Origin of the sequence: Chlorobaculum tepidum TLS, assembly GCF_000006985.1 — a bacterium.
In the GTDB taxonomy this organism is placed as follows: domain Bacteria; phylum Bacteroidota; class Chlorobiia; order Chlorobiales; family Chlorobiaceae; genus Chlorobaculum; species Chlorobaculum tepidum.
This window is the reverse complement of sequence record NC_002932.3, coordinates 100,507-120,617: the sequence shown is the minus strand read 5'-3', so window position 1 is coordinate 120,617 and position 20,111 is coordinate 100,507. Positions and strand designations below refer to the sequence as shown.

17 protein-coding genes are annotated in these 20,111 nt (G+C 58.3%); 13 read left to right on the top strand and 4 right to left on the bottom strand.

Going from position 1 to position 20,111, the window contains the following annotated elements; translation table 11 throughout:
• Window positions 1-151 precede the first annotated feature (151 nt).
• The 6 genes from AYT24_RS00595 to AYT24_RS00570 all read left to right on the top strand — a co-directional run bounded on the left by AYT24_RS00595 (window position 152) and on the right by AYT24_RS00570 (window position 6,157).
• Window positions 152-1,300 (top strand): 1-deoxy-D-xylulose-5-phosphate reductoisomerase, encoded by a 1,149-nt coding sequence (locus tag AYT24_RS00595; protein WP_010931819.1) that lies wholly within the window; start codon window positions 152-154, stop codon window positions 1,298-1,300.
• A 45-nt stretch (window positions 1,301-1,345) separates the two neighbouring features.
• Window positions 1,346-2,707 carry an RIP metalloprotease RseP gene (gene rseP / locus AYT24_RS00590; RefSeq protein ID WP_010931818.1) on the top strand — a complete coding sequence of 454 codons (1,362 nt, stop codon included), beginning with the start codon at window positions 1,346-1,348 and terminating at the stop codon, window positions 2,705-2,707.
• Window positions 2,708-2,728: 21 nt separating this feature from the next.
• Complete coding sequence (gene prfA, locus AYT24_RS00585; RefSeq protein ID WP_010931817.1) at window positions 2,729-3,802, top strand: peptide chain release factor 1; 1,074 nt, start codon at window positions 2,729-2,731, stop codon at window positions 3,800-3,802.
• Between the two features lie 157 nt (window positions 3,803-3,959).
• Window positions 3,960-4,574 carry a hypothetical protein gene (locus tag AYT24_RS00580; protein WP_010931816.1) on the top strand — a complete coding sequence of 205 codons (615 nt, stop codon included), beginning with the start codon at window positions 3,960-3,962 and terminating at the stop codon, window positions 4,572-4,574.
• A gap of 36 nt (window positions 4,575-4,610) precedes the next feature.
• Window positions 4,611-5,642: a potassium channel family protein gene (locus AYT24_RS00575; protein ID WP_010931815.1), complete on the top strand. Its 1,032-nt coding sequence runs from the start codon at window positions 4,611-4,613 to the stop codon at window positions 5,640-5,642.
• Window positions 5,639-6,157, top strand: a complete 519-nt coding sequence (locus AYT24_RS00570) for a nitroreductase family protein (RefSeq protein WP_010931814.1) — start codon at window positions 5,639-5,641, stop codon at window positions 6,155-6,157. The genes AYT24_RS00575 and AYT24_RS00570 overlap by 4 nt, the downstream gene beginning before the upstream one ends.
• A 363-nt stretch (window positions 6,158-6,520) precedes the next feature.
• On the opposite strand, the gene AYT24_RS10380 is transcribed toward AYT24_RS00570, so the two are convergent.
• Window positions 6,521-6,679, bottom strand: a complete 159-nt coding sequence (locus tag AYT24_RS10380; RefSeq protein ID WP_010931812.1) for a hypothetical protein — start codon at window positions 6,677-6,679, stop codon at window positions 6,521-6,523.
• 50 nt (window positions 6,680-6,729) lie between these two features.
• Window positions 6,730-8,187 (bottom strand): sulfide:quinone reductase, encoded by a 1,458-nt coding sequence (locus AYT24_RS00565; protein WP_010931811.1) that lies wholly within the window; start codon window positions 8,185-8,187, stop codon window positions 6,730-6,732.
• Window positions 8,188-8,769: 582 nt separating this feature from the next.
• Between AYT24_RS00565 and AYT24_RS00560 the strand changes: the two genes are divergently transcribed.
• The 6 genes from AYT24_RS00560 to AYT24_RS00535 all read left to right on the top strand — a co-directional run bounded on the left by AYT24_RS00560 (window position 8,770) and on the right by AYT24_RS00535 (window position 15,450).
• Complete coding sequence (locus AYT24_RS00560; protein ID WP_010931810.1) at window positions 8,770-9,966, top strand: ArsA family ATPase; 1,197 nt, start codon at window positions 8,770-8,772, stop codon at window positions 9,964-9,966.
• 317 nt (window positions 9,967-10,283) lie between these two features.
• Entirely contained in the window at window positions 10,284-11,894 is a 1,611-nt protein-coding gene (locus AYT24_RS00555) for a thiamine pyrophosphate-dependent enzyme (RefSeq protein ID WP_010931808.1), read from the top strand.
• A 6-nt stretch (window positions 11,895-11,900) separates the two neighbouring features.
• Entirely contained in the window at window positions 11,901-12,491 is a 591-nt protein-coding gene (locus AYT24_RS00550) for an indolepyruvate oxidoreductase subunit beta (RefSeq protein ID WP_010931807.1), read from the top strand.
• Window positions 12,488-13,807 (top strand): phenylacetate--CoA ligase, encoded by a 1,320-nt coding sequence (locus tag AYT24_RS00545; protein ID WP_010931806.1) that lies wholly within the window; start codon window positions 12,488-12,490, stop codon window positions 13,805-13,807. Before AYT24_RS00550 ends, AYT24_RS00545 begins: the two co-directional genes overlap by 4 nt.
• A complete protein-coding gene (locus tag AYT24_RS00540) occupies window positions 13,804-14,232 on the top strand; it encodes an ACT domain-containing protein (protein ID WP_010931805.1) in 429 nt (142 codons plus the stop codon). The genes AYT24_RS00545 and AYT24_RS00540 overlap by 4 nt, the downstream gene beginning before the upstream one ends.
• 24 nt (window positions 14,233-14,256) lie before the next feature.
• Window positions 14,257-15,450 carry a PLP-dependent aminotransferase family protein gene (locus tag AYT24_RS00535; protein ID WP_010931804.1) on the top strand — a complete coding sequence of 398 codons (1,194 nt, stop codon included), beginning with the start codon at window positions 14,257-14,259 and terminating at the stop codon, window positions 15,448-15,450.
• A gap of 112 nt (window positions 15,451-15,562) precedes the next feature.
• On the opposite strand, the gene AYT24_RS00530 is transcribed toward AYT24_RS00535, so the two are convergent.
• Window positions 15,563-16,384, bottom strand: coding sequence for a DUF4412 domain-containing protein (locus AYT24_RS00530; RefSeq protein WP_010931803.1), 822 nt, complete (start codon window positions 16,382-16,384; stop codon window positions 15,563-15,565).
• 99 nt (window positions 16,385-16,483) lie between these two features.
• Window positions 16,484-18,592 carry a sigma-54-dependent Fis family transcriptional regulator gene (locus tag AYT24_RS00525; protein ID WP_164926802.1) on the bottom strand — a complete coding sequence of 703 codons (2,109 nt, stop codon included), beginning with the start codon at window positions 18,590-18,592 and terminating at the stop codon, window positions 16,484-16,486.
• 195 nt (window positions 18,593-18,787) lie between these two features.
• On the opposite strand from AYT24_RS00525, the gene AYT24_RS00520 reads away from it, so the two are divergent.
• The gene (locus AYT24_RS00520; RefSeq protein ID WP_164926801.1) at window positions 18,788-20,107 is read left to right on the top strand and encodes a TolC family protein; all 1,320 of its coding nucleotides are present in this window, start codon (window positions 18,788-18,790) and stop codon (window positions 20,105-20,107) included.
• Window positions 20,108-20,111 lie beyond the last annotated feature (4 nt).

Below are 20,111 nucleotides of genomic sequence, written 5' to 3'. Positions count from 1 at the left end.
AAGGGTTGACAGTATAACACATTTTCAATAGATAACAAACAGAATCCGCTATGTACCCGCCGCGTCGAAAAGCCTTGTTTGTTCGACGCTCCGAAAAAGCATAAATTCAGGCCTCGAATTCGTCCCTCTTTTCACGCCAATGTCATGACACATGAAATCCTTATCCATTCTCGGCAGTACCGGCTCCATTGGACTCAGCACACTCGACGTCGTCAGGCGTCATCCTGAAAGGTTTTCGATTGCGGCCCTTGCCGAGGGCCACGACGTCGAAATGCTTCTCAAGCAAATCGATGAATTCAGGCCGTCACTGGTCTCGGTGCGTGACGAGGCGTCGCGGGAGCGCCTCAAGGGGATGCTCGGCGATCACAAGCCCGAAATTCTCTGCGGCCTCGAAGGTGCAGCTGAAGTTGCGGCCGTCGATGGAGCAGACATGGTAGTTTCGGCCATCGTGGGTGCGGCAGGACTGGTGCCAACCGTCAGGGCTATTGAAGCCGGAAAGGACATCGCGCTGGCCAACAAGGAGACGCTCGTCGTCGCCGGTCAGCTCGTTTCGGACCTCGTCAAAAAGCACGATGTCAAACTGCTGCCAGTGGACAGCGAGCACTCGGCGATCTTTCAGTCGCTGGTCGGCCACCGCACGGAAGATATCGAACGCATCATCCTGACCGCATCAGGTGGCCCATTCCGTAAAACGCCCGCCGAAGAGTTGAAAAACGTCGGCCCGGAACAGGCGCTCAAGCACCCGCAGTGGTCGATGGGCGCGAAGATCACCATCGACTCGGCGACCCTTATGAACAAAGGGCTCGAGGTAATCGAGGCGCACTGGCTCTTCGACATGCCCGCAGAGAAGATCGGCGTCGTGGTGCACCCGCAGAGCATCATTCACTCGATGGTTGAGTACATCGACGGCTGCGTCATCGCCCAGCTCGGCGTGCCCGACATGCGCGCTCCCATCGCCTATGCCCTCGCCTGGCCGGAGCGCTGCGAAACCGGCATCGGCAAGCTCGATCTCACCAAGGTCGCCACACTCACCTTCGAGGAGCCAGACATGGAGCGCTTCCCGGCCCTGCGCCTGGCCTTCGACGCCCTCAAGGCGGGCCAGACCTATCCTGCGGTACTGAACGCGGCCAACGAAATCGCTGTCGCGGCGTTCCTCGACAAGAAAATCGGCTTTACCGACATCGCCGGAACGGTCGATAAAACCATGCAGGCACACGAAGCATGGACGCCGATCACGCTGGAGGAGTACCTTCAGGCAGACAAATGGGCCCGCGAAACCGCACGGCAGCTTATCGGATAATTCCGGGCTAAACATCACGAAACAACCGAACGACCTGCATTTGACATGGAGCTACTGAACACGATATTCTTCTTCGTCATCGCCATCTTCATCCTCGTCACGGCCCACGAATTCGGCCACTTTATCACGGCGAGGATGTTCGGCATGCGGGTCGACCGGTTTTTCATCGGTTTCGATTTCTGGGGCATCAAGCTGTGGCAGAAAAAGATCGGAGAAACCGAATACGGTATCGGCGCCTTCCCGATTGGCGGCTACGTCAAGATCGCCGGCATGATCGACGAAAGCATGGACACCGACCATGTATCACAAGAGGTCCAACCGTGGGAGTTCAGGGCCAAACCGGTCTGGCAGCGCCTCATCGTGCTGGCTGGCGGCGTGGCGATGAACATGGTGCTGGCCGCCGTTATCTTCATCGGTATCACCAGCATTTTCGGAGAATCACGTACTCCCATAACCACGCCAGCCTTTATCGAACCGAAGTCCGTATTCTCTTCGATGGGCATGCAAAGCGGCGACCATCTGGTAGCGATCAACGGCCAGAAACTGCACTACTGGGAAGAGGCCCTCGATCCCGAGCGCCTGGCATCGGGAAAACTGCAATACACCATTGAGCGGAACGGAGAGGAGTTGACACTCACGGCGCCGAAAGACATTATCTCCCGGATCAACGGAAACCAGTCGATCGGCATCAGGCCAACCGTGCCTCCAGTCATAGACCAGGTGCTGCCCGGCGATCCGGCGGCTAAAGCCGGTATCATGCCGGGCGGCCTCATCACTGCCATCAATGGCTCGCCAGTGGCCGACTGGAGCGAGGTGGTCAATATCATCTCCGCGAACGCAGGCAAAAAGCTCACCGTCACCTGGATGCATCTGAAAAACTCGACTGGCGAACCGCTGACCGCCGCTCTCATCCGCAAAAAGGGGCAAACCATTACCACCGAGGTGACGCCGAACAACTCAGGCAAAATCGGCATTTCGCTCAAGCAGACCATCGAGACCGAACGCATCAAGCTTTCGCTTCCGCAGGCCATCGCCAGCGGCCTGAACCAGACCTGGAAAACCACCGTGCTGACCGTCCAGGGATTCGGTAAAATTTTCAGCGGCAAGGAGGATTTCCGCAAGTCGGTCGGCGGCCCGATCAAGATCGCCCGCATCGCCAACCAGAGCGCCGAGCAGGGACCAATCAGCTTCATGTACTTTGTGGCCGTGCTCTCAATCTCGCTGGCGATCATCAATATTCTGCCCATCCCTGCGCTCGACGGCGGGCAGTTCGTGCTCAACGCCATCGAGGGCATCATGGGCAGGGAGATTCCGTTCGAGGTCAAAATGCGTATCCAGCAGGTCGGCATGACTCTTCTGCTGATGCTCTTCGCCTACTTCATGATAAACGACCTCCTGAACCCCTGATTCCGGCAGCGGCGAGCAACCATGTTTGACAAGCTTCAGTCCATCAAGGATAAATTCCAGACCATCGAGCAGCAGCTTTCCGATCCGGAGGTGGTCGCCGACCAGAATCGCTTCAGGAAGCTGAACAAGGAGTACAGCAGCCTGAAGGAGATCGTGCGCGCTTACGACGAGTGGAGCCGAACCAAAAAGCAGCTCGACGAGGCGCATTCGATGCAGAAAAACGAAAATGATCCGGAAATGCGCGCCCTCGTCGAAGAGGAGGCCGGCGAACTCCAGGAGCGCCTCCCGAAGCTTGAGCAGCAGCTCAAAATCCTGCTGCTGCCAAAAGACGAGGCCGACAGCCGCAACGCCATCATTGAAATCCGCGCGGGAACCGGTGGCGACGAAGCGGGGCTGTTCGCTGCCGACCTGATGCGCATGTACCAGCGCTATGCCGAACGGCAGGGGTGGAGCTGCCAGACGCTCGAAGTGAGCGAAGGCTCAGTGCCCGGCAGCCTCAAGGAGGTTTCGCTTGAAGTGAGCGGCCACAACGTCTACGGTATCCTCAAGTTCGAGAGCGGTGTGCACCGCGTGCAGCGCGTGCCCGAAACCGAAACGCAGGGGCGCATCCACACCTCGGCGGCCAGCGTCGCCGTACTCCCCGAAGCCGAAGAGGTGGACGTGGAGATCCGCAAGGAAGATTTGCTGATAGACACCTTTCGCAGTGGCGGCAAAGGCGGCCAGAACGTCAACAAGGTGGAAACCGCCGTGCGAATCACCCACGTCCCGAGCGGCATCGTCGTCGCCTGCCAGGAGGAACGCTCGCAGCTCCAGAACCGCGAGCGGGCCATGAAGATGCTGCGCTCGAAGCTCTACGACCTCCAGATCGCCGAGCAGCAAAAGAGCCGCGCCGACCTGCGCCGCTCGATGGTAACCACCGGCGACCGGAGCGCCAAGATCAGGACCTACAACTTTCCCCAGTCGCGCGTGACCGACCACCGCATCGGCTTCACCAGCCACGCCCTGCCGCAAATCATGCAGGGCGAGCTCGACCCGCTCATCGAGGCGCTGCGAATGCACGACCAGGCCGAGCGCTTGCAGGCCGAAACCGCCTGACCTCGTTGCCCGCGATGCACGCGCGGATGTGCGCAATTTTGCCGGGAACTCGCTATATTTTCAGAGATAACGCCGACCACCCGGCCATTTTTTTCAACCAAAGGATATGAAGATCGCTCATGTGGAGCTGATTCGCGCATGAGCCGGAGAAGACGATATGCTGGAAATGAAAGCCACGGGCAAGAGCAAGGGTCAATGGATGTTTTACCGGAACTTCGATGACACGGTTGACTATCTCTCCGACCATACGAGAATTCTCTCCTACAACCCATTCTGCCACAAAGTCGAGCCGCTCGACCGGGATGAAGCCTACCGCTGGCATTTCCGGGTCACCGATCCCCAGAACAACCCGTTCGACGTGATCTTCAACATCCAGCAGGAGACCGAAATCCTCGTCGACCTTCCGGATGAGGTCGCCTCGATGGACCCCGAAGAGATGAGCGACGAGATGATCCGCCAGTTCACGGTGGGCCGGAAGATTACCTGGCGGCCGTTGGCCCAGGACAAGACATTCACCATGCCTGAAAAGTACCTCTTCGAAGGCCAGGTCACGGCCGACATGCTGATCGTTCCGGTACAGCAAGAGCAGACAAGAGTTGATTTCGACCTCTGGGTCAATGTCGCGTTCCTGCTCTATCCGGCCTTCCGCATTGTGCCCGAGAAGGTTGTGCGCACCATGGTCAGCACCGGCATGTCACTCATCATGCAGACAGCGACCAATCATATGTTCCAGAAAATCTCGAAAGAGTTCGGCAAGATACGCAAGCTCTGAGAGCGCTCCGTTAACCGCCATGACCACCATCGCCGCTTGAGCAAGGACGCACAACAGATTTCCGCCCTCCGCCGGTTCTCGGTCTCGATCATCAGCGTGGCACTCCTGGTCATTTCGGGAACGGTTGGCTACATGTACCTCGAAAACATGAGCCTCCTGGACGCACTTTACATGACGGTCATCACGGTGGCCACCGTTGGTTTCAGCGAAGTCCGTCCGCTGGACGATGTGGGCAAGATTTTCACGATGGTGCTGATCGTCGGCGGCACGGGCATCTTTTTCTTCACCCTGACCAGTGTGGCCGTCTTCTTCGTCTCGGGCGAGTGGAAGGAGCATTGGGAACAACAACGCAATGAACGCATGCTTCGGAAACTGAACGACCATTTCATCATCTGCGGTTACGGTCGTCTCGGGGGAAGCGTCGCCGAAGAGCTTCGGGCCAAGGCGGTCCCCTTCGTGGTCATCGACAACATGATCGACAACGTGCTCCGCGCCCGCGATGAAGGATTCCTGGCCATCAAGGGCAACGCCGCGGATGAAGAGGTGCTGGCCGATGCCGGATTGCACCGGGCAAAGGGGCTGATCGCCGCCGCAGGCAACGACGCTGAAAACGTCTTTATCGTGCTGACGGCGCGGAATCTCAAGCCAAACCTGTACATCGTGGCGCGGGCTGACTGCGACGGGTCTGAAAGCAAGCTTCGCAGGGCAGGCGCTGAAAAGGTGGTGATGCTCTACCGCTCGGCAGGCAAGCGCATGGCCAGCCTCCTGACCGAACCTGAACTCGAAGAGTACCTCGACGAGCTGAGCAACGCCAACAACCTCAATCTCCGGATCGCCCAGTACCTGGTTGGCGACAATTCGCCGCTCGTCGGCAAATCGTTTCAGGAGGTCGATCTGTACAACAACCACCGCATCAACGTGGTTGGCTACAAGCTGCCGGACGGCGAATTGCACACCACGCCGCGCCCAGCGGAGATCATCCAGAAAAACGGCACGATCATCGTTATCGGCAAAAGCGATGATCTCGAAATGCTCTGCAAGCTGGCCCAGGGAGAAACGCAGCGATGACAAACCTGCACGATCTTGCAGAATCCCGCAAAAACGTCCGCAGTTACGACACAAGCCAACCCGTGACTCCACAAATTCTCGAACGGGTGCTCGATGCCTGGCGGCTCGCCCCGTCGGCCAAAAACCTTCAGCCATGGACGTTCCTGCTGGTCAGCTCGCCTGAGATGCTTGCGAAAATCCGCTCCTGCTACAAGCGCGACTGGTTCCAGCAAGCGCCGCACATCCTCATCGTCACCGGTGACCGCAATGATGCCTGGGTGCGCCCGTCAGACGGCTGGAACTCGATCGAAACCGACCTCGGCATCGCAATGGATCAGCTGATTCTGGCCGCGCATGCCGAAGGCCTCGCCACCTGCTGGATTTCAGCCTTTGACCCGGCAATGCTGCGCGAAGCGCTCGATCTGAAACCATCCGAAGAAGTTTTCGCCATCACCCCGATCGGTTACGCCTCCGCCGACGCACAGACCCGCCCGAAAAGCCGCAAGCCACTCAACGAAGTCGTCCGGTATTTGTGAGAAAGAGAGGAGGCCAACAAGCGTCTGATAGCCCACAGACTGGCAGGCTCAACGCTGTCACCGAAAACCGGGCATCGAACACCGGCTGGACAACGATAGGGCATTGGCATGAACCCTTCAAAATCTCTGATGATATTCAGGCAAGCTTCGGATACCTGCATGATCACTCCTGTTTTGAATTGGAAACACCGGGCACAAGCATGGCTAAACGAAGGAGCTGTATAACAAAATGGCTCTCAACTTGAGAATACAGAATCAGCAAACGGTGTCAAGTGACGGAACACGCAAAAGCCCCGGACGTTCACGGATGAAACCGGAACTTCCGGGGCTTTGTGGCTCATTCCCGAATGCGCGATGGAACGATCAGGAGTGACCGCCGACGACGATGCGGATCATCTTGATGTTCAGGATGAAAAACCTGAAGAGCTGCCACGGTATAAACTTGCGCCAAAAAAGCGTCGCCTTGTCGGGCACCGGAGGATAGGCTTCGTCGTAGTATGCCTTGAATTTATAGTTACCCATGATTCACGAGTTTTAGATTGAAATCGATATCTCTTGAATGTTGCCCCATCTTATTCCGGAATCAGGTACCAGAACGGATAGCCTTTCGCCTTGTGGAAGAAGAGGTAGTGCAGCATGAACTTCAGCCAGTGACCGGCAAGCCCCACTTCGCCGACCGAGTAGGTCATGTCGCGGCCCCACTCCGGATACTTCTCCCAATCGGGCACGATGGGGAACACGGTCATCGACGCGCCGAGTCCGTCAAACGAACCGAAGCCGGCCGACACAATGCAGGCTGCGCCCATGCGGGCCATCGAGGCTTTGTGATGGTGCTCCTTGTGGTTGCCCTTGATCTGCTCGGAGATATTGAGCGCAATGATCTTGCCGATAACGCCCGACGGCATGCCGGTGCGCGGCGGCGTCGGGAAAATCTGGCGGCCATTCACGCTCGTCATGGGCTTCGAGATCGAATGCGGCGGCGCGAAGGCGATGCCCGCGGCGTAGATATTGCTGTACATCGGCGTCTGGTAGATGGTCGGCCAGTCGTTAGCGCCCCACTCGCCGAACGGCTTGGCGGTGTAGTCCGCATCGACCTTCATGAACTTGTTCGGCAGAAACATCTTGTCGGTGATGTCGTTGCCGCTTTTGTCGAAGGCGGTCAGGCCAACGCCGGAGAACGACGGAATAAGCATCGCAAAGTCGAACTCCTGCGAAAGCATTTCGCCGTCGAGCGTTTCGTAGTGGGCCACGCCCGGCTCCACCTTGTAGACACCCGCCCGGCGGATCCACTTGATGCCGTACTCAGCGAGCAGCGATTCGGTAAAGACCTTGGTCGGCGTAATGTAACCGCCGCGCTTGATGAACGCGCCGCCCATACCGAAATCACCCAGCTCGTACTCGTTTGAAATCCAGGTCAGCTCCGCCATGTGGCTCAGGCCGCGACGGGAGATTTCGTGAGCGACGTTCAGGATATACTCGAAAGCTGCGCCCTGACAGGTAGCCATCGCATGGCCGGTGCCAATGAGGAAACGCTGCTTCTGACCATTCTTCATCTTTTCGATGCTTTTTTGCAACTCCTCCCACGCATGAGCCGCGTGGCTGTAGGTGCAGACAGACAGCGAGTTTTTGTCAGGCCCAAGCCCCTCGGTAGCCTCGAAGTTCAGCTTTGGACCGGTGGCGTTGACAAGGTAGTCGTAATCGACCGTCTCGGTGTACCCGGCGTGCTCCTCGTCGGTGTACTCGATGGTGACGTATCCCTTGCTGATGTTGGCGTCGCCCTCGGGATGAATCGAAACGGCTTTCGCCTGCTTGTAATCGATGCCCCAGCGGTCATAAACCTTCTTGAGCTTGAAGCGCACATCGTCGATGGTCATATGGCCCACGCCGACCCATATATTCGACGGAATCCACTGGTAATAGCTGTTGGGCGAGATAACCACAACCTCATGCTGCTTTCCAAGTTTTTTCTTGAGAAAGGATGCGCAGGTATGCCCCGAAACGCCAGCTCCCAAAACAACAACCTTTGCCATAACGAGTCAGATTTTCATTGTTAAACCATTTAAAAACAAATAGACACCTCAAACACTCCTGCCCGGGCCGAAAAAAGAACGACGGCTACACCTCAGCCAGAGCAGCGAAATGGATACACTGATAATTACGTGAAGGCATGTCCGCGATCATGAAACAATAATAATCCTTGAAAATTCCGGCAACGGCTCGCTCGCTGCTGAAACAAAAAGGCTGAAATGGATGCCGCAAGTCATGCGCCTCAACTATAACCATATGCTCATAATTAATCAAGCGCCTGCTCATTTTTAGCATAAAAAAGAGGCGTATTGAGAAAGGAAATTGCTCCTGATTTCGCACAAACGGGAAACAGCCCTCAAAAGTGCCTGAGAATGACGCCCATAACGACCAACTTCCGGGCAGGTACACGGGCTCACTCCTGCAACGTATTCTCAAATAACGACATTCCGATTGTTGCTGCGCGCGAACAGCCCCTGCAACGGCCTGCGGCCCACTTGCTTTCCACAGAAATTATCAGCTCCCCGAATCGGTTGTAAAAGGTTACGACCGCACATTGGCAAAAAAATTCCCTCACAGGAGGCAGCATGAGAAACATCGTGTTTACGGGCAAGGGGGGCGTCGGCAAAACCTCCATCGCGGCGTCGACCGCCGTCAGAGCCGCGGCTCTCGGCTACAAAACGCTGGTCATCTCGACCGATCCCGCCCACAGCCTCGGCGACTCCTTCGACATCGAACTCGGCCCATCGCCGGTGAAGGTGGCCGAAAATCTCTGGGGCCAGGAGGTGAGCGTTTACGGCGATCTGTCGCTCAACTGGGAGGTGGTGCGCGAACACTTCGCCCACCTGATGGAGGTGCAGGGCATCGAGGGAATTTACGTCGAGGAGATGGGCGTTCTGCCGGGCATGGAGGAGCTTTTCTCGCTCTCCTACATCAAGCGCTACAACGAGTCCAGCGAGTATGACCTGCTCGTGGTTGACTGTGCGCCAACCGGCGAAACCTTGCGCCTGCTCTCCATTCCGGAAACCTTCGGCTGGATGCTCAAGCTGATGCGCAACATGGAGAAGTACGTCGTCAAGCCGGTCATCAGGCCGCTCTCCAAACGCATCAGCCGCCTGCACGACTTCGTGCCCGACACCGACGTCTATGACCAGGTCGATCACCTCTTTTCGTCGGTCGAAGGGATCATCGAACTCCTGTCGGACAACTCGAAAACCACCGTGCGACTTGTCATGAATCCGGAGAAAATGGTCGTCAAGGAGTCGATGCGGGCACTCACCTACCTCAATCTGTACAACATCACGATTGATCAGATCGTCATCAACCGCGTTTACATGGACGACGTTGACGGCCAGTATTTCAAAGGGTGGAAAGAGATTCAGAAAAAATACATCGCAGAGATCGAATCCTCTTTCGGGCCGATTCCCATCACCCGGGTGCCGCTCTTCCGCACCGAGGTGCTCGGTCTTGAGATGCTTAAAAAGGTGGGCGAAACAGTTTACGGCGACCGCAACCCGCTCGACATCTTCTACCACGAAGAGCATACAGAGATCGTCAAGCCCGGCGAAGGGCATTACGTCATGAAGCTGCGCCTGCCCTTTGTCTTTGACAACCGCATGGAAGCCAACATCGTGCAGGTCGGCGACTTGCTGACGATCAGAATCGGCAACCACCAGAAAAGTGTCGTCCTCCCAACCTTCCTGGCCGGCATGAAAGTCACCCACGCCGGATACGAGGAAAAATGGCTGGCAATCGAGTTCAGGAAGAAGGAGACGGCAAAATGAGTTAAAGGAATCGCCATTCCCGAAATTCACAACACTCGCAGGGCGAACAAAAGAGGATCGCCCTGACCATTCTCATGGAGTCAAACCGAACGAGCCTTCATCGTCATGGGTTTCGCAAAATCCACAGGCGATGATGTCAACAACGCCTCTCTGCGTTTGAAACGTCTCAGAAAAGCACGTCCGCCTCACTATCTTTCCGACCATAACGGCTATTCACAGCTCTTCTGTAAGCGGAGAGCAGTCTTATCGTTTTTTATGATTCCTTTGGAATCAAAATTTTTCTGATTTTTGTCAATTGACCAGGTTAGAATCCACAGATGAATCGTAGCCGCTTACTTCTTCTTGGTGCCGAGGCTGTCGCGCAGGGCGCGATCGATGCCGGACTGTCCGGCGTCTATGCCTATCCCGGCACCCCGTCCACTGAAATCACCGAATACATCCAGCGCTCCGCACCGGCTCGCCAAAGCGGCATCCGCTCCGCCTGGTCGGCGAACGAAAAAACCGCGTACGAAGCGGCCCTCGGCATGTCGTACGCCGGAAAGCGAAGCCTCGTGTGTATGAAGCATGTCGGGCTGAACGTCGCTGCTGACGCTTTCATGAACTCGGCCATCACGGGCGTAAACGGAGGGTTGGTGCTCGCCGTGGCCGACGACCCGTCGATGCACTCGTCACAGAACGAACAGGACAGCCGCGTGTACGGGCGTTTCGCCATGGTGCCAGTGCTCGAACCGGCATCCCAGCAGGAGCTGTACGACGCGATGTTCCACGCTTTCGAACTCTCCGAAGCTGTGCGCCTGCCGGTCATCATGCGCATGACGACGCGACTATCGCACTCCCGCGCGGGCGTCGAACTGAAAGCCTCGCTGGAGCAGAATCCTCTCAGCGCCGAGTACGCGCCCGGCCGGTTCGTGCTGATGCCGCAAAACGCCCGCGTACAGTACCGCCATCTGCTCGACCTCCAGCCAATGCTCGAAGCGCTGTCGGAGTCGTCGTTTCTCAACCAGCCAGTCGAGGGGCACGGCCCTCTTGGCATCATCGCTTTCGGCATCGGATACAATTACGCGATGGAGGCACGGAAAGCCCACAGCATCGAATGCCGGCTGCTGAAAATCGGGCAGTATCCGCTGCCACGGACGCAGGTGAACGAACTGTTCGAGGCCTGCTCCGAGGTGCTTGTCGTCGAGGAGGGCTATCCTGTCTACGAAGAGCTGTTCCGAGGCTATTTCGGTTCGGCGAAAGTACGTGGGCGCATGGACGGGACCCTACCGCGTGACGGCGAGCTGACCACCGACCTGGTTGCTGCGGCGCTCGGCGTAAAGCCGCCTGAGACCGCCACCACGCCGGAGATCGTCGTGGGACGGCCGCCGGAGCTCTGCAAGGGCTGCGGACACCGCGACATGTTCGACGCGATCAACATCGCCATCAAAGAAAACGCCGACCACCATGTCTTTTCGGACATCGGCTGCTACACGCTCGGAGCCCTGCCTCCCTACAACGCGATCCATACCTGCGTGGACATGGGCGCTGCCATCACCATGGCCAAGGGTGCCGCAGATGCGGGACTGAGGCCGGCCGTATGCGTCATCGGCGATTCGACCTTCGCCCACTCCGGCATGACCGGCCTGCTCGACGCGGTCAACGACCGGACACCGGTGACGGTGATCATTGCGGACAACAACACCACCGCCATGACCGGCGGGCAGTGCTCGTCGGCCTCCGGCTCGAAGCTGGTGAATATCTGCATCGGCCTCGGCGTCGAAGAGGCGCACATCAGAACCATCGTGCCACTGCGCCAGCATCTCCACGAAAACGTCTCCGTGCTGCGCGACGAGTTTGCGTACAACGGCGTCTCGGTGGTCATCGCCCAGCGTGAGTGCATCGAGACGGCAGCAAAGAAAAAACGCCGCGCCGCGGCATCAGCGCAGTAAACGAACATGCAGAAAAACATCATTCTCGCCGGTGTCGGCGGTCAGGGAATTCTCAGCATCGCCGCGGTCATCGACTGGGCGGCACTCCATGAGGGACTCAATATCCGCCAGGCGGAGGTACACGGCATGAGCCAGCGTGGCGGTGCCGTGCAGTCACATCTGCGAATTTCGGATCAGGAGCTCTTCGCCGACCTCATCGGGCTCGGCACGGGCGATCTCATCCTCTCAGTCGAACCGCTCGAAGCCCTTCGATACCTTCCATACCTCGCACCTGACGGACGCATCGTCACCTCGCTCGATCCGTTCGTGAACATGACCGGCTACCCGCCGATGGAGGAGATCGAAGCAGAACTGGGCAAAACCGGTCGTCCGGTACTGGTTCATGCCGCCGATCTGGCCAAAGATGCCGGAAGCGCAAGGGCGTCGAACATGGTCATGCTGGGTGCGGGAGCACCATTCGCCGGTATTGCGCCGTCGAAACTCGAAGCGAGCATCGAGGCGCTTTTCAGCACCAAGGGGCAGGAGGTCGTCGACATCAATATCAGGGCGTTCCGCAAGGGACTGCAGCTTTCCAACACCGAACTTCACCATCCATGATCTGGAACGAGCATCACGAATGCATGGGGCGCGACCAGCTGGCATCGCTGCAGGGCGAACGCCTTCGCCAAATGGTCGAACGGATCTACTACAACGTGCCATTCTACCGCAACAAGCTGCAGGAGATGGGCATCGAGCCGGGAGACATCCGCTCGATCGACGACCTGAAAAAGCTGCCCTTCACCACCAAGCAGGACCTGCGCGACAACTACCCGTTCGGGCTGTTTGCTGTGCCTCAGCAGGATATCGTGCGATTCCATGCCTCAAGCGGCACCACCGGCAAGTCGACCGTGGTCGGGTACACCCATAACGATATCATGATGTGGTCCGAGGTGGTCGCCCGTTCGCTCACGATGGCCGGGGTCACGAAACACGACATCATCCAGGTCGCCTACGGCTACGGACTCTTCACCGGCGGTCTTGGCCTGCACTACGGCGCCGAGAAAATCGGCGCGTCGGTCATCCCGATCTCCGGCGGCAACACCAAAAAGCAGCTCCAGCTGCTGGAGGATTTCGGTTCGACCGCCATCGCCTGCACCCCCTCCTACGCGGCATACCTCGGCGAGGCCATCATGGAGGAGAAGCTCGACCGCTCGAAGATCAAGCTGAAAGCGGGTATCTTCGGCGCGGAGCCGTGGACGGAGGAGATGCGCTCGCAGATCCAGCAGCTCCTCGGAATCAAGGCGTACGACATCTACGGCCTCTCCGAAGTGATCGGACCGGGCGTCTCGATGGAGTGCAGCATCCAGCACGGGATGCACGTCTTCGAGGATCACTTCATTCCAGAAATCATCAATCCTGAAACCGGCGAGGTGCTGCCGTACGGCGAGCTGGGCGAACTGGTCTTCACCGCGGTCACCAAGGAGGCCTTGCCGCTCCTGCGCTACCGCACGCGCGACCTCACCCGCCTGCACGTCGAGCGCTGCGACTGCGGTCGCACGCTGGTGCGCATGGAGAAGTGCGTCGGGCGTTCGGACGACATGCTCATCATTCGCGGCGTGAACGTCTTCCCGTCGCAGGTCGAATCGGTGCTGCTCGAAATGAGCGAAACCAAACCGCACTACCTGCTCGTGGTCGATCGCCAGAACAACCTCGACACCCTCGAAATCCAGGTCGAAGTCGAAGACCAGTTCTTCTCCGACGAAGTCAAAGAGCTCGAAGGTCTCCGCAAACGCATCAGCGGCAACCTGACCAGCATCCTCGGCCTGCATGCAAATGTCAGGCTGGTCGAACCTGGCACCATCGAACGCAGCCAGGGCAAGGCACAGCGCGTCGTGGACAAACGCAAACTCAACGAACACAAGGAGACGCCATGATCATCAAACAACTCTCGGTGTTTCTCGAAAACCGCGCCGGAAGACTGACCGAGCTGACCGGCATCCTGGCCGACAACGACATCAACATCTCGGCATTCAGCATCGCCGACACAACCGATTTCGGCATCCTGCGTGTCATCACCGGCAAGCCGGAGCTGGCTGAAAAGGTGCTGAAAGAGCAGGGATTTGCCGTCAAGATCACTGACGTCATCGGCATGATCATGCCCAACAAACCGGGAGCGCTGCACCATGCGCTGCAAATCCTGACCGATAACGGCATATCGATCGAGTACATGTACGCCTTTACCAATGGCGAAGGGCGGGCGACCGCCGTCATCCGAACCGATACGCCACAGAAGGCCATCGAGGTGCTGCAACTGCACAAGATGGAGCTGCTCAAGACGGGCGATGTGTACCAGCTCTGAGAAAAGGCCAATCATTGAAACCCAATGCCACGATTTTCGAAATCCGTTTCTGCATTGCGCTCCTCAGCGATCAGGGAGCTAATGAGCCTCGCTTCTCGCCCTGATATTCTCTCGTTTGCGGGAGGAATGCCGGGTAACGAGCTGTTTCCGATCGATGAGGTCGAGGAGCTGTTCCGGAACCTCGACACCAAAACCAAACAGGCCGCGTTCCAGTACGGCCCGACACCCGGCCTGCCCTCACTGCTCGAATCGCTTGGCGGTTTTCTGGAACGCAAAGGCCTGCCAGTCAAGAAGAACCGCCTCATGATCACCACCGGATCACAGCAGGCTCTGAGTATTTTTGCCCGCGCTTTCGTCGATCCGGGCGACCGGGTGCTGACCGAGTACCCCTGCTTCATCGGAGCCATCGCGGCGTTCCGCGCCTGCGGAGCCGAGATCGTCTCGCTGCCGGTCGATGAAGCGGGCATCGACATCGCCATGCTCCGTCAGGAGGTGGAGAATCCCGACCCGGCGAAGTTTCTCTACATCACACCGTACTTCCACAACCCGGCGGGAATGCTCTACAGCACCAACCGCAAGAGGAAGCTGATCAAAGCGTTACAGGGGCGCGACATTCCGCTGCTCGAAGACGACGCTTACGGCGACCTCTGGTTCAGCGACGAACACCGCGAAGCCCTGCAACCCATCAAGGCGATCGATCCGGAGGACATCGACGTCTGCTACATGGGCTCCTTCTCCAAGATTCTCGGCCCGGGCCTGCGCCTTGGCTGGATGCTGGCGCCAGAGGCAATCTACGAAAAGTGCGAGCTGATCAAGCAGTCCGCCGACGCCTGTTCGTCAAGCTTCACCCAGGTCATCGCCGACGCATTCATCCGCTCGGGCAGGATCGATACATACGTCGCTTCGGTGCGCGAAGAGTACAAGCGCCGCGCCGCCTCCATGGTCAAAGCCCTGCGAAGCAACCTGCCCGCCTACGTCCGCTGGAACGAACCGAAAGGCGGGTTCTACATCTGGCTGACCCTGCCGGAGGGAGCCGACGCCACTGAAATACTCAAGCGCGCCATCGAAGGCGGCGCGGTCTTCGTCACCGGCAGCACCTTCGACCCGCAAGGAACACGCAACAACACCATGCGCCTCTCCTACTGCAACAACACCCCGGAAGAGATCGAACGCGGCATTCCCATCATCACCCGCGCCATCCGCGAGGTGTGCGGGTAAAAACATCACACCAAAAAGCCTCGGCACACTCGCCAGGATTGCGAACGGCCAAAAAATGCGAAACCCCCGACGTTGCGGGGGTTTCGTGGCAATTATGTCATCGTTGTTCTGATTACTGCTTCGGCATCTGCTGCTGCATCTTGCGCGCCCAGTCCTGCATCTTTTTCACGTCCTCCTTGCTCATGCCCTGCGGGGAGGCCGGAATGGCGGGAATCTCCATCTTCGTGCAGTTGGCTGGCACCTCGAAGAGCTTGTCGTCCGGAGTGGTGCGCTCAGCTTTGACCAGCTCGGTGACCACGCCTTCCGGAGAAAGCAGCGTCTTGACAGGGAAGCCGTCGAGGCCGGCAGCCCTCAGCTTTTCGGCAAGCTGGGTATCGGTCTGGTCATCCGAACCCTGCATCTTGGCATAAGCGAAATAGTCGAGAATATCCTTGCTCACCCAGAGATCGACGGTGTTCTGTTTGTCAGGCCACGAAATCCTGACATGGTTGCAGTCGTAACCATTGACGCGCTCCCTGCCCAGATTTTCGATCTTGGCATTCTTGTACGGGTCGCCGCCCGGCTGCTTTTTCACCTTCGACACATCAAGTTCCATGCAGGCGCCGGTCGCGCCATTGATCATGTAAATCTTGTCGGGGCTGTCCTTCAGCGAAAGGATGGTCATGGACACCTCTCCGCCGTGAGCACCGATGTTGGTCTTGCTTTCGGCACGCATCCCTTTCGGGCCGATGTAAAGCTTCATATCGCTCGTTCCGGCCTTGGGTATGGTAGTCTTCATGGTAAGTACACCGGTAAAGGGACCGGCTATGGCGGGAGCCGCATGCTCGACACCGGCAGAATCGGGAGCACTGGAATCTTTCTTGCCGCATGCCGAGAGCAACAACAGACCCGGCACAAGCACGGCAGCAAACAATCGACGGGTGATGGTTTTCATGATCTTTTTGATTTAGGGGTGGCGTTGTTTCAAAAGAACCGGAAGCAACGATAAGACTGAAAAAAAGAAGCATATGGGTCAATGTAAGCAAATCCTTGCTCACCCCGCCCCGTACCGCTTGCGAATTCCCAGCTTGTCGATGCGGGAGTAGAGCGTCTTGGCGTTGATCTTCAGCAGCTCCGCGGCACCTCCTTCGCCGCTGACGCGGCCTCCGGCGCGATCGAGGGCATCAAGAATGAGCTTGCGTTCCATGCCTCGCATCTCCTCTTCGAGCTCCGCCATCGTCATGAGCGCCGATGGTGCGGACAGCGGAACAGATTCATTTCGTAGCGGCAGCACCGTGGAAAAGTCGAGCGAGTCACCTTCGGCGACAATCACCGCCTGCTCAATGGTGTGGGAGAGTTCGCGGATGTTACCCCGCCACTCGCGCGAGACCAGCTCGTTCATATCGCGCTCGCGGATGGCGCGTTCCGGCTTGCCAAACTCGCGGGCGAATTTTCGGGCGAAGTGCAGAGCGAGCACGGGAATGTCGTCGCGGCGTTCGCGAAGCGGCGGCACCGACAGGGGAAAGGCGTTGAGCCGAAAGTAGAGATCCTGACGGAAGCGACCGGTAGCGACCTCCTTTTTAAGGTCGCGGTTGGTGGCGGCGATAACCCGCACATCGACCGGAATCACGCGCCGACCGCCGATGCGTTCGAGCTCCTTTTCCTGAAGCACCCGCAGCAGCTTGGCCTGAAGCTCCAGCGGCAGCTCGCCAATTTCGTCAAGAAAAATGGTGCCGCCGTCGGCCAGCTCGAACTTGCCGATACGCCGCTCAGTCGCGCCGGTGAAGCTCCCCTTTTCGTGGCCGAACAGCTCAGACTCGATGAGCGAAGCGGGCAACGCCGCGCAGTTGACCTTCACCAGCACCCGCTCCTTGCGCGGCGAGAGGTTGTGGATTGCGCGGGCGATCAGCTCCTTGCCGGTGCCGGTTTCGCCCTCGATAAGCACCGTTGCATCGGTCGGAGCGACCTGACTGACACGACGCAACACCTCGGCCAGCGGTGCGCTGTTGCCCACGATCTCCTCGAAGTTATGCGCGGCGCGAATCTCCTCGACGAGGTAAGTGCGCTCCCCTTCGAGCTTGCGGCGCAGCCGGTCGATCTCGTCGAAAGCGAGGTAGTTCTGCAATGCCAGCGCGAGCTGTGGCACAATGAGGCTGACCGTACGCGCCTCCTCGTCGCCCAGCGTAACGCCGACGCCTGAAATAATCAACCCCGCACGGCTGCCGGGCAAATCCCAAAGCTGCAAGACGATGATCGAGCTGATGCCGAAGCGATCGCGCACCAGTTCGAGAATGCGAAAATCCCGGCACAGCTCGTCGAAGCGCTCGCCGGAATAGATGCCGGGCCGCGAAATCACCTCAATGCTCTCCCGCGCAACGGGGTCGTCGGGCAACATTTCAAGATGTTCGAGTGGCGAAAAGGGGGCGAAACTGCTGCCCGACCCACGCATGAAGTTATCATAAATATGGAACCGCCCGTCCGAACCAACCACGCGGATGCCAAGAAACGAGCAAGGCACAAGGCGGCTGATCTGCTCGCAGACAGTCAGCAGCATCTGGCTTCGATCCTTGATGGTGAACAGCGCATTGTTTATCGCGAGCTGCATGGAGGTTTCGGCCTCGCGCTGGCGCAACTCTTCGTAGGCCAGCGCATTGCTCACCGCGATGGCGATGGAGGAGCTGACCCCCGAAAGCAGCGATTTGTCGCCATCACTCCACAGCTTCTCTTCTGCGGAAACAAAGCTGAGGAAACCGATCACCCGCCCGCCGGAACGGAGCGGAGAGAGCACGATCTGGCGCATTCCGAGCTCATGCAGCGTCCAGAGCAGCGGGGCGCCGTCCGCGCCGAACGAGGGAATGTCGCGAGCAATGGAGGCAACCGTCACCGTGCGGTCGTCGAGGTGCCCTTCGAGCCAGGTACCCGCAATGGAGCGCGTCTGGTGGCGCAACTGCTCAGGCAGCTCGAAACGAAGCATCTCAAAAAAGACGCTCGCCTCGCGCCGCTCCCGGTCGATCGTGATGATGACCGCCGAGTCGAACGCAAAGAGAAGACGCAACTTGTCGGTCACGGTGCGGAACAGCTCCTGCGGGTCGCGGATGGTCCCAATGGCGTCGCCGATGTACTGCATGAGCTTGAGCGCTTCGGGCAAGGTGGTGGCATTCATTGGCGGATTTCTGATCTCTTCAGAATACTTTTTGCGGAATATTCTGAAAATTTCAGAATTCATCAAAAGCCGCGAAATCGGGTCATGACAGATAAGTCAAACAATAAAAAAGAGTTAAGCAACTTTGGCGTGAAAAAGAAATTATGGCATGGAAATTGATGTTGATTTCCTGTCGATTTAACCATGTCGCATACTATGAAAAAAAGAAATACCATCGCCGCCCTGCTCATGATCGCCGTTTCCTTTTCGGCGGGCGAGCCTTTGCTGGCGGCTGAAACCAGCGGCGCGCCGCTGACACTCGACGAGGCGCTGCGCATGACGCGCGAGCACAACCCGAAAGCCCGGCAGGCCTTGGAGGAGTTGAACGCTGCCGACGCGAAAGTCACCGAAAGCCGCAGCGCCTGGTTTCCGCAAATCTCGGGCAAGGCGGGTTACACCTACCTCGATCCGGTCTCCGAAATGACCTTCGGCGGCCTCGCCATGAAGTTCATGCCGAACAACAATTACAATGCGCGATTCACCGCCGAGATGATGCTCTACGATTTCGGGCGCACCGCAAGCACCGTCGATCTGGCCAAAGCGGCTCGCAACTCGGCAAGGCTCCGGCAGGACATGACCCTCCGCGACCTTTCGCTGGCGACCGTGCAGGCGTTCTACTCGGTGCTCTTTTTGCAGGAGGCGGTCAGGGTTCAGCAGAAGGAGGTTGCCGCGCTGCAAACGAACCTCGACCACATGCAGAAGCGCTATGACCAGGGTGCAGCCACCCGCTTCGACTTGCTGACGACCCAGGTGCGGCTGGCGGGCGCGGCCAATCGCGAGATCGATTACCAGAACCAGCTCCGCAATCAGGAGATTACGCTGCGTCGCCTCTGTGGTCTCGACGAAAAAGCGCCACTGAGCCTGAAGGGGTCGTTTGATATTACGGCTGCCGATATGGATGCCGACAAGCTTGCCGCTTCGGCGCTCGACCACCGGCCGGAGGTGATGCTCGCCCGCGAGAATTTCAAGGCGGCGTCGTACAAAAAAAATCTCGCTACCCGTGAGTTTCTGCCGAAGATCGTAGGCAGCGCTTCGTGGGGAAGCACCAATGGCTATGTGCCCGACCTCGACAAGATGCGCACCAACGTCGCGGTGGGCGTCGAGCTTCAGGTGCCGATTTTTGATGGATTCAGGAAGAGCGCCGCGCTCAGGGAGGCTACGGCGATGAAGCGCTCGGCGGAGCAGCAGCAGCTCGACGCCGAGCAGGTGAGTCAGGCCGAGGTGCGCCAGTCGGTCAACGATCTGAAGAGCAGCGCCGAAAAAATCCAGACCACCCGCTTGCAGGTTTCGCAGGCTGATCTTGCGGCCAAACACGCGCGAATCCGCTACGACAATGGGCTGGCCACCACGCTCGATCTGCTCGACGCCGAAGCGGCGCTGGCCGAAGCCGAGCTGGCGAACTTGCAGGCCCGATATGAATATGTGATGAATGCCTATTCGGTCAGACGCGCCGCTGGCGATCTGATCGAGCGATAAACGG

Bases quoted from the DNA above. Each gene is read 5' to 3' on its own strand.
- AYT24_RS00565 (WP_010931811.1), bottom strand. From the start codon at position 8,187: ATGGCAAAGGTTGTTGTTTTGGGAGCTGGCGTTTCGGGGCATACCTGC.
- AYT24_RS00525 (WP_164926802.1), bottom strand. From the start codon at position 18,592: ATGAATGCCACCACCTTGCCCGAAGCGCTCAAGCTCATGCAGTACATC.
- AYT24_RS00580 (WP_010931816.1), top strand. From the start codon at position 3,960: ATGCTGGAAATGAAAGCCACGGGCAAGAGCAAGGGTCAATGGATGTTT.
- AYT24_RS00570 (WP_010931814.1), top strand. From the start codon at position 5,639: ATGACAAACCTGCACGATCTTGCAGAATCCCGCAAAAACGTCCGCAGT.
- AYT24_RS00520 (WP_164926801.1), top strand. From the start codon at position 18,788: ATGAAAAAAAGAAATACCATCGCCGCCCTGCTCATGATCGCCGTTTCC.
- AYT24_RS00535 (WP_010931804.1), top strand. From the start codon at position 14,257: ATGCCACGATTTTCGAAATCCGTTTCTGCATTGCGCTCCTCAGCGATC.
- AYT24_RS00555 (WP_010931808.1), top strand. From the start codon at position 10,284: ATGAATCGTAGCCGCTTACTTCTTCTTGGTGCCGAGGCTGTCGCGCAG.
- rseP (WP_010931818.1), top strand. From the start codon at position 1,346: ATGGAGCTACTGAACACGATATTCTTCTTCGTCATCGCCATCTTCATC.
- AYT24_RS10380 (WP_010931812.1), bottom strand. From the start codon at position 6,679: ATGGGTAACTATAAATTCAAGGCATACTACGACGAAGCCTATCCTCCG.
- AYT24_RS00540 (WP_010931805.1), top strand. From the start codon at position 13,804: ATGATCATCAAACAACTCTCGGTGTTTCTCGAAAACCGCGCCGGAAGA.
- AYT24_RS00560 (WP_010931810.1), top strand. From the start codon at position 8,770: ATGAGAAACATCGTGTTTACGGGCAAGGGGGGCGTCGGCAAAACCTCC.
- AYT24_RS00545 (WP_010931806.1), top strand. From the start codon at position 12,488: ATGATCTGGAACGAGCATCACGAATGCATGGGGCGCGACCAGCTGGCA.
- AYT24_RS00595 (WP_010931819.1), top strand. From the start codon at position 152: ATGAAATCCTTATCCATTCTCGGCAGTACCGGCTCCATTGGACTCAGC.
- prfA (WP_010931817.1), top strand. From the start codon at position 2,729: ATGTTTGACAAGCTTCAGTCCATCAAGGATAAATTCCAGACCATCGAG.
- AYT24_RS00550 (WP_010931807.1), top strand. From the start codon at position 11,901: ATGCAGAAAAACATCATTCTCGCCGGTGTCGGCGGTCAGGGAATTCTC.
- AYT24_RS00530 (WP_010931803.1), bottom strand. From the start codon at position 16,384: ATGAAAACCATCACCCGTCGATTGTTTGCTGCCGTGCTTGTGCCGGGT.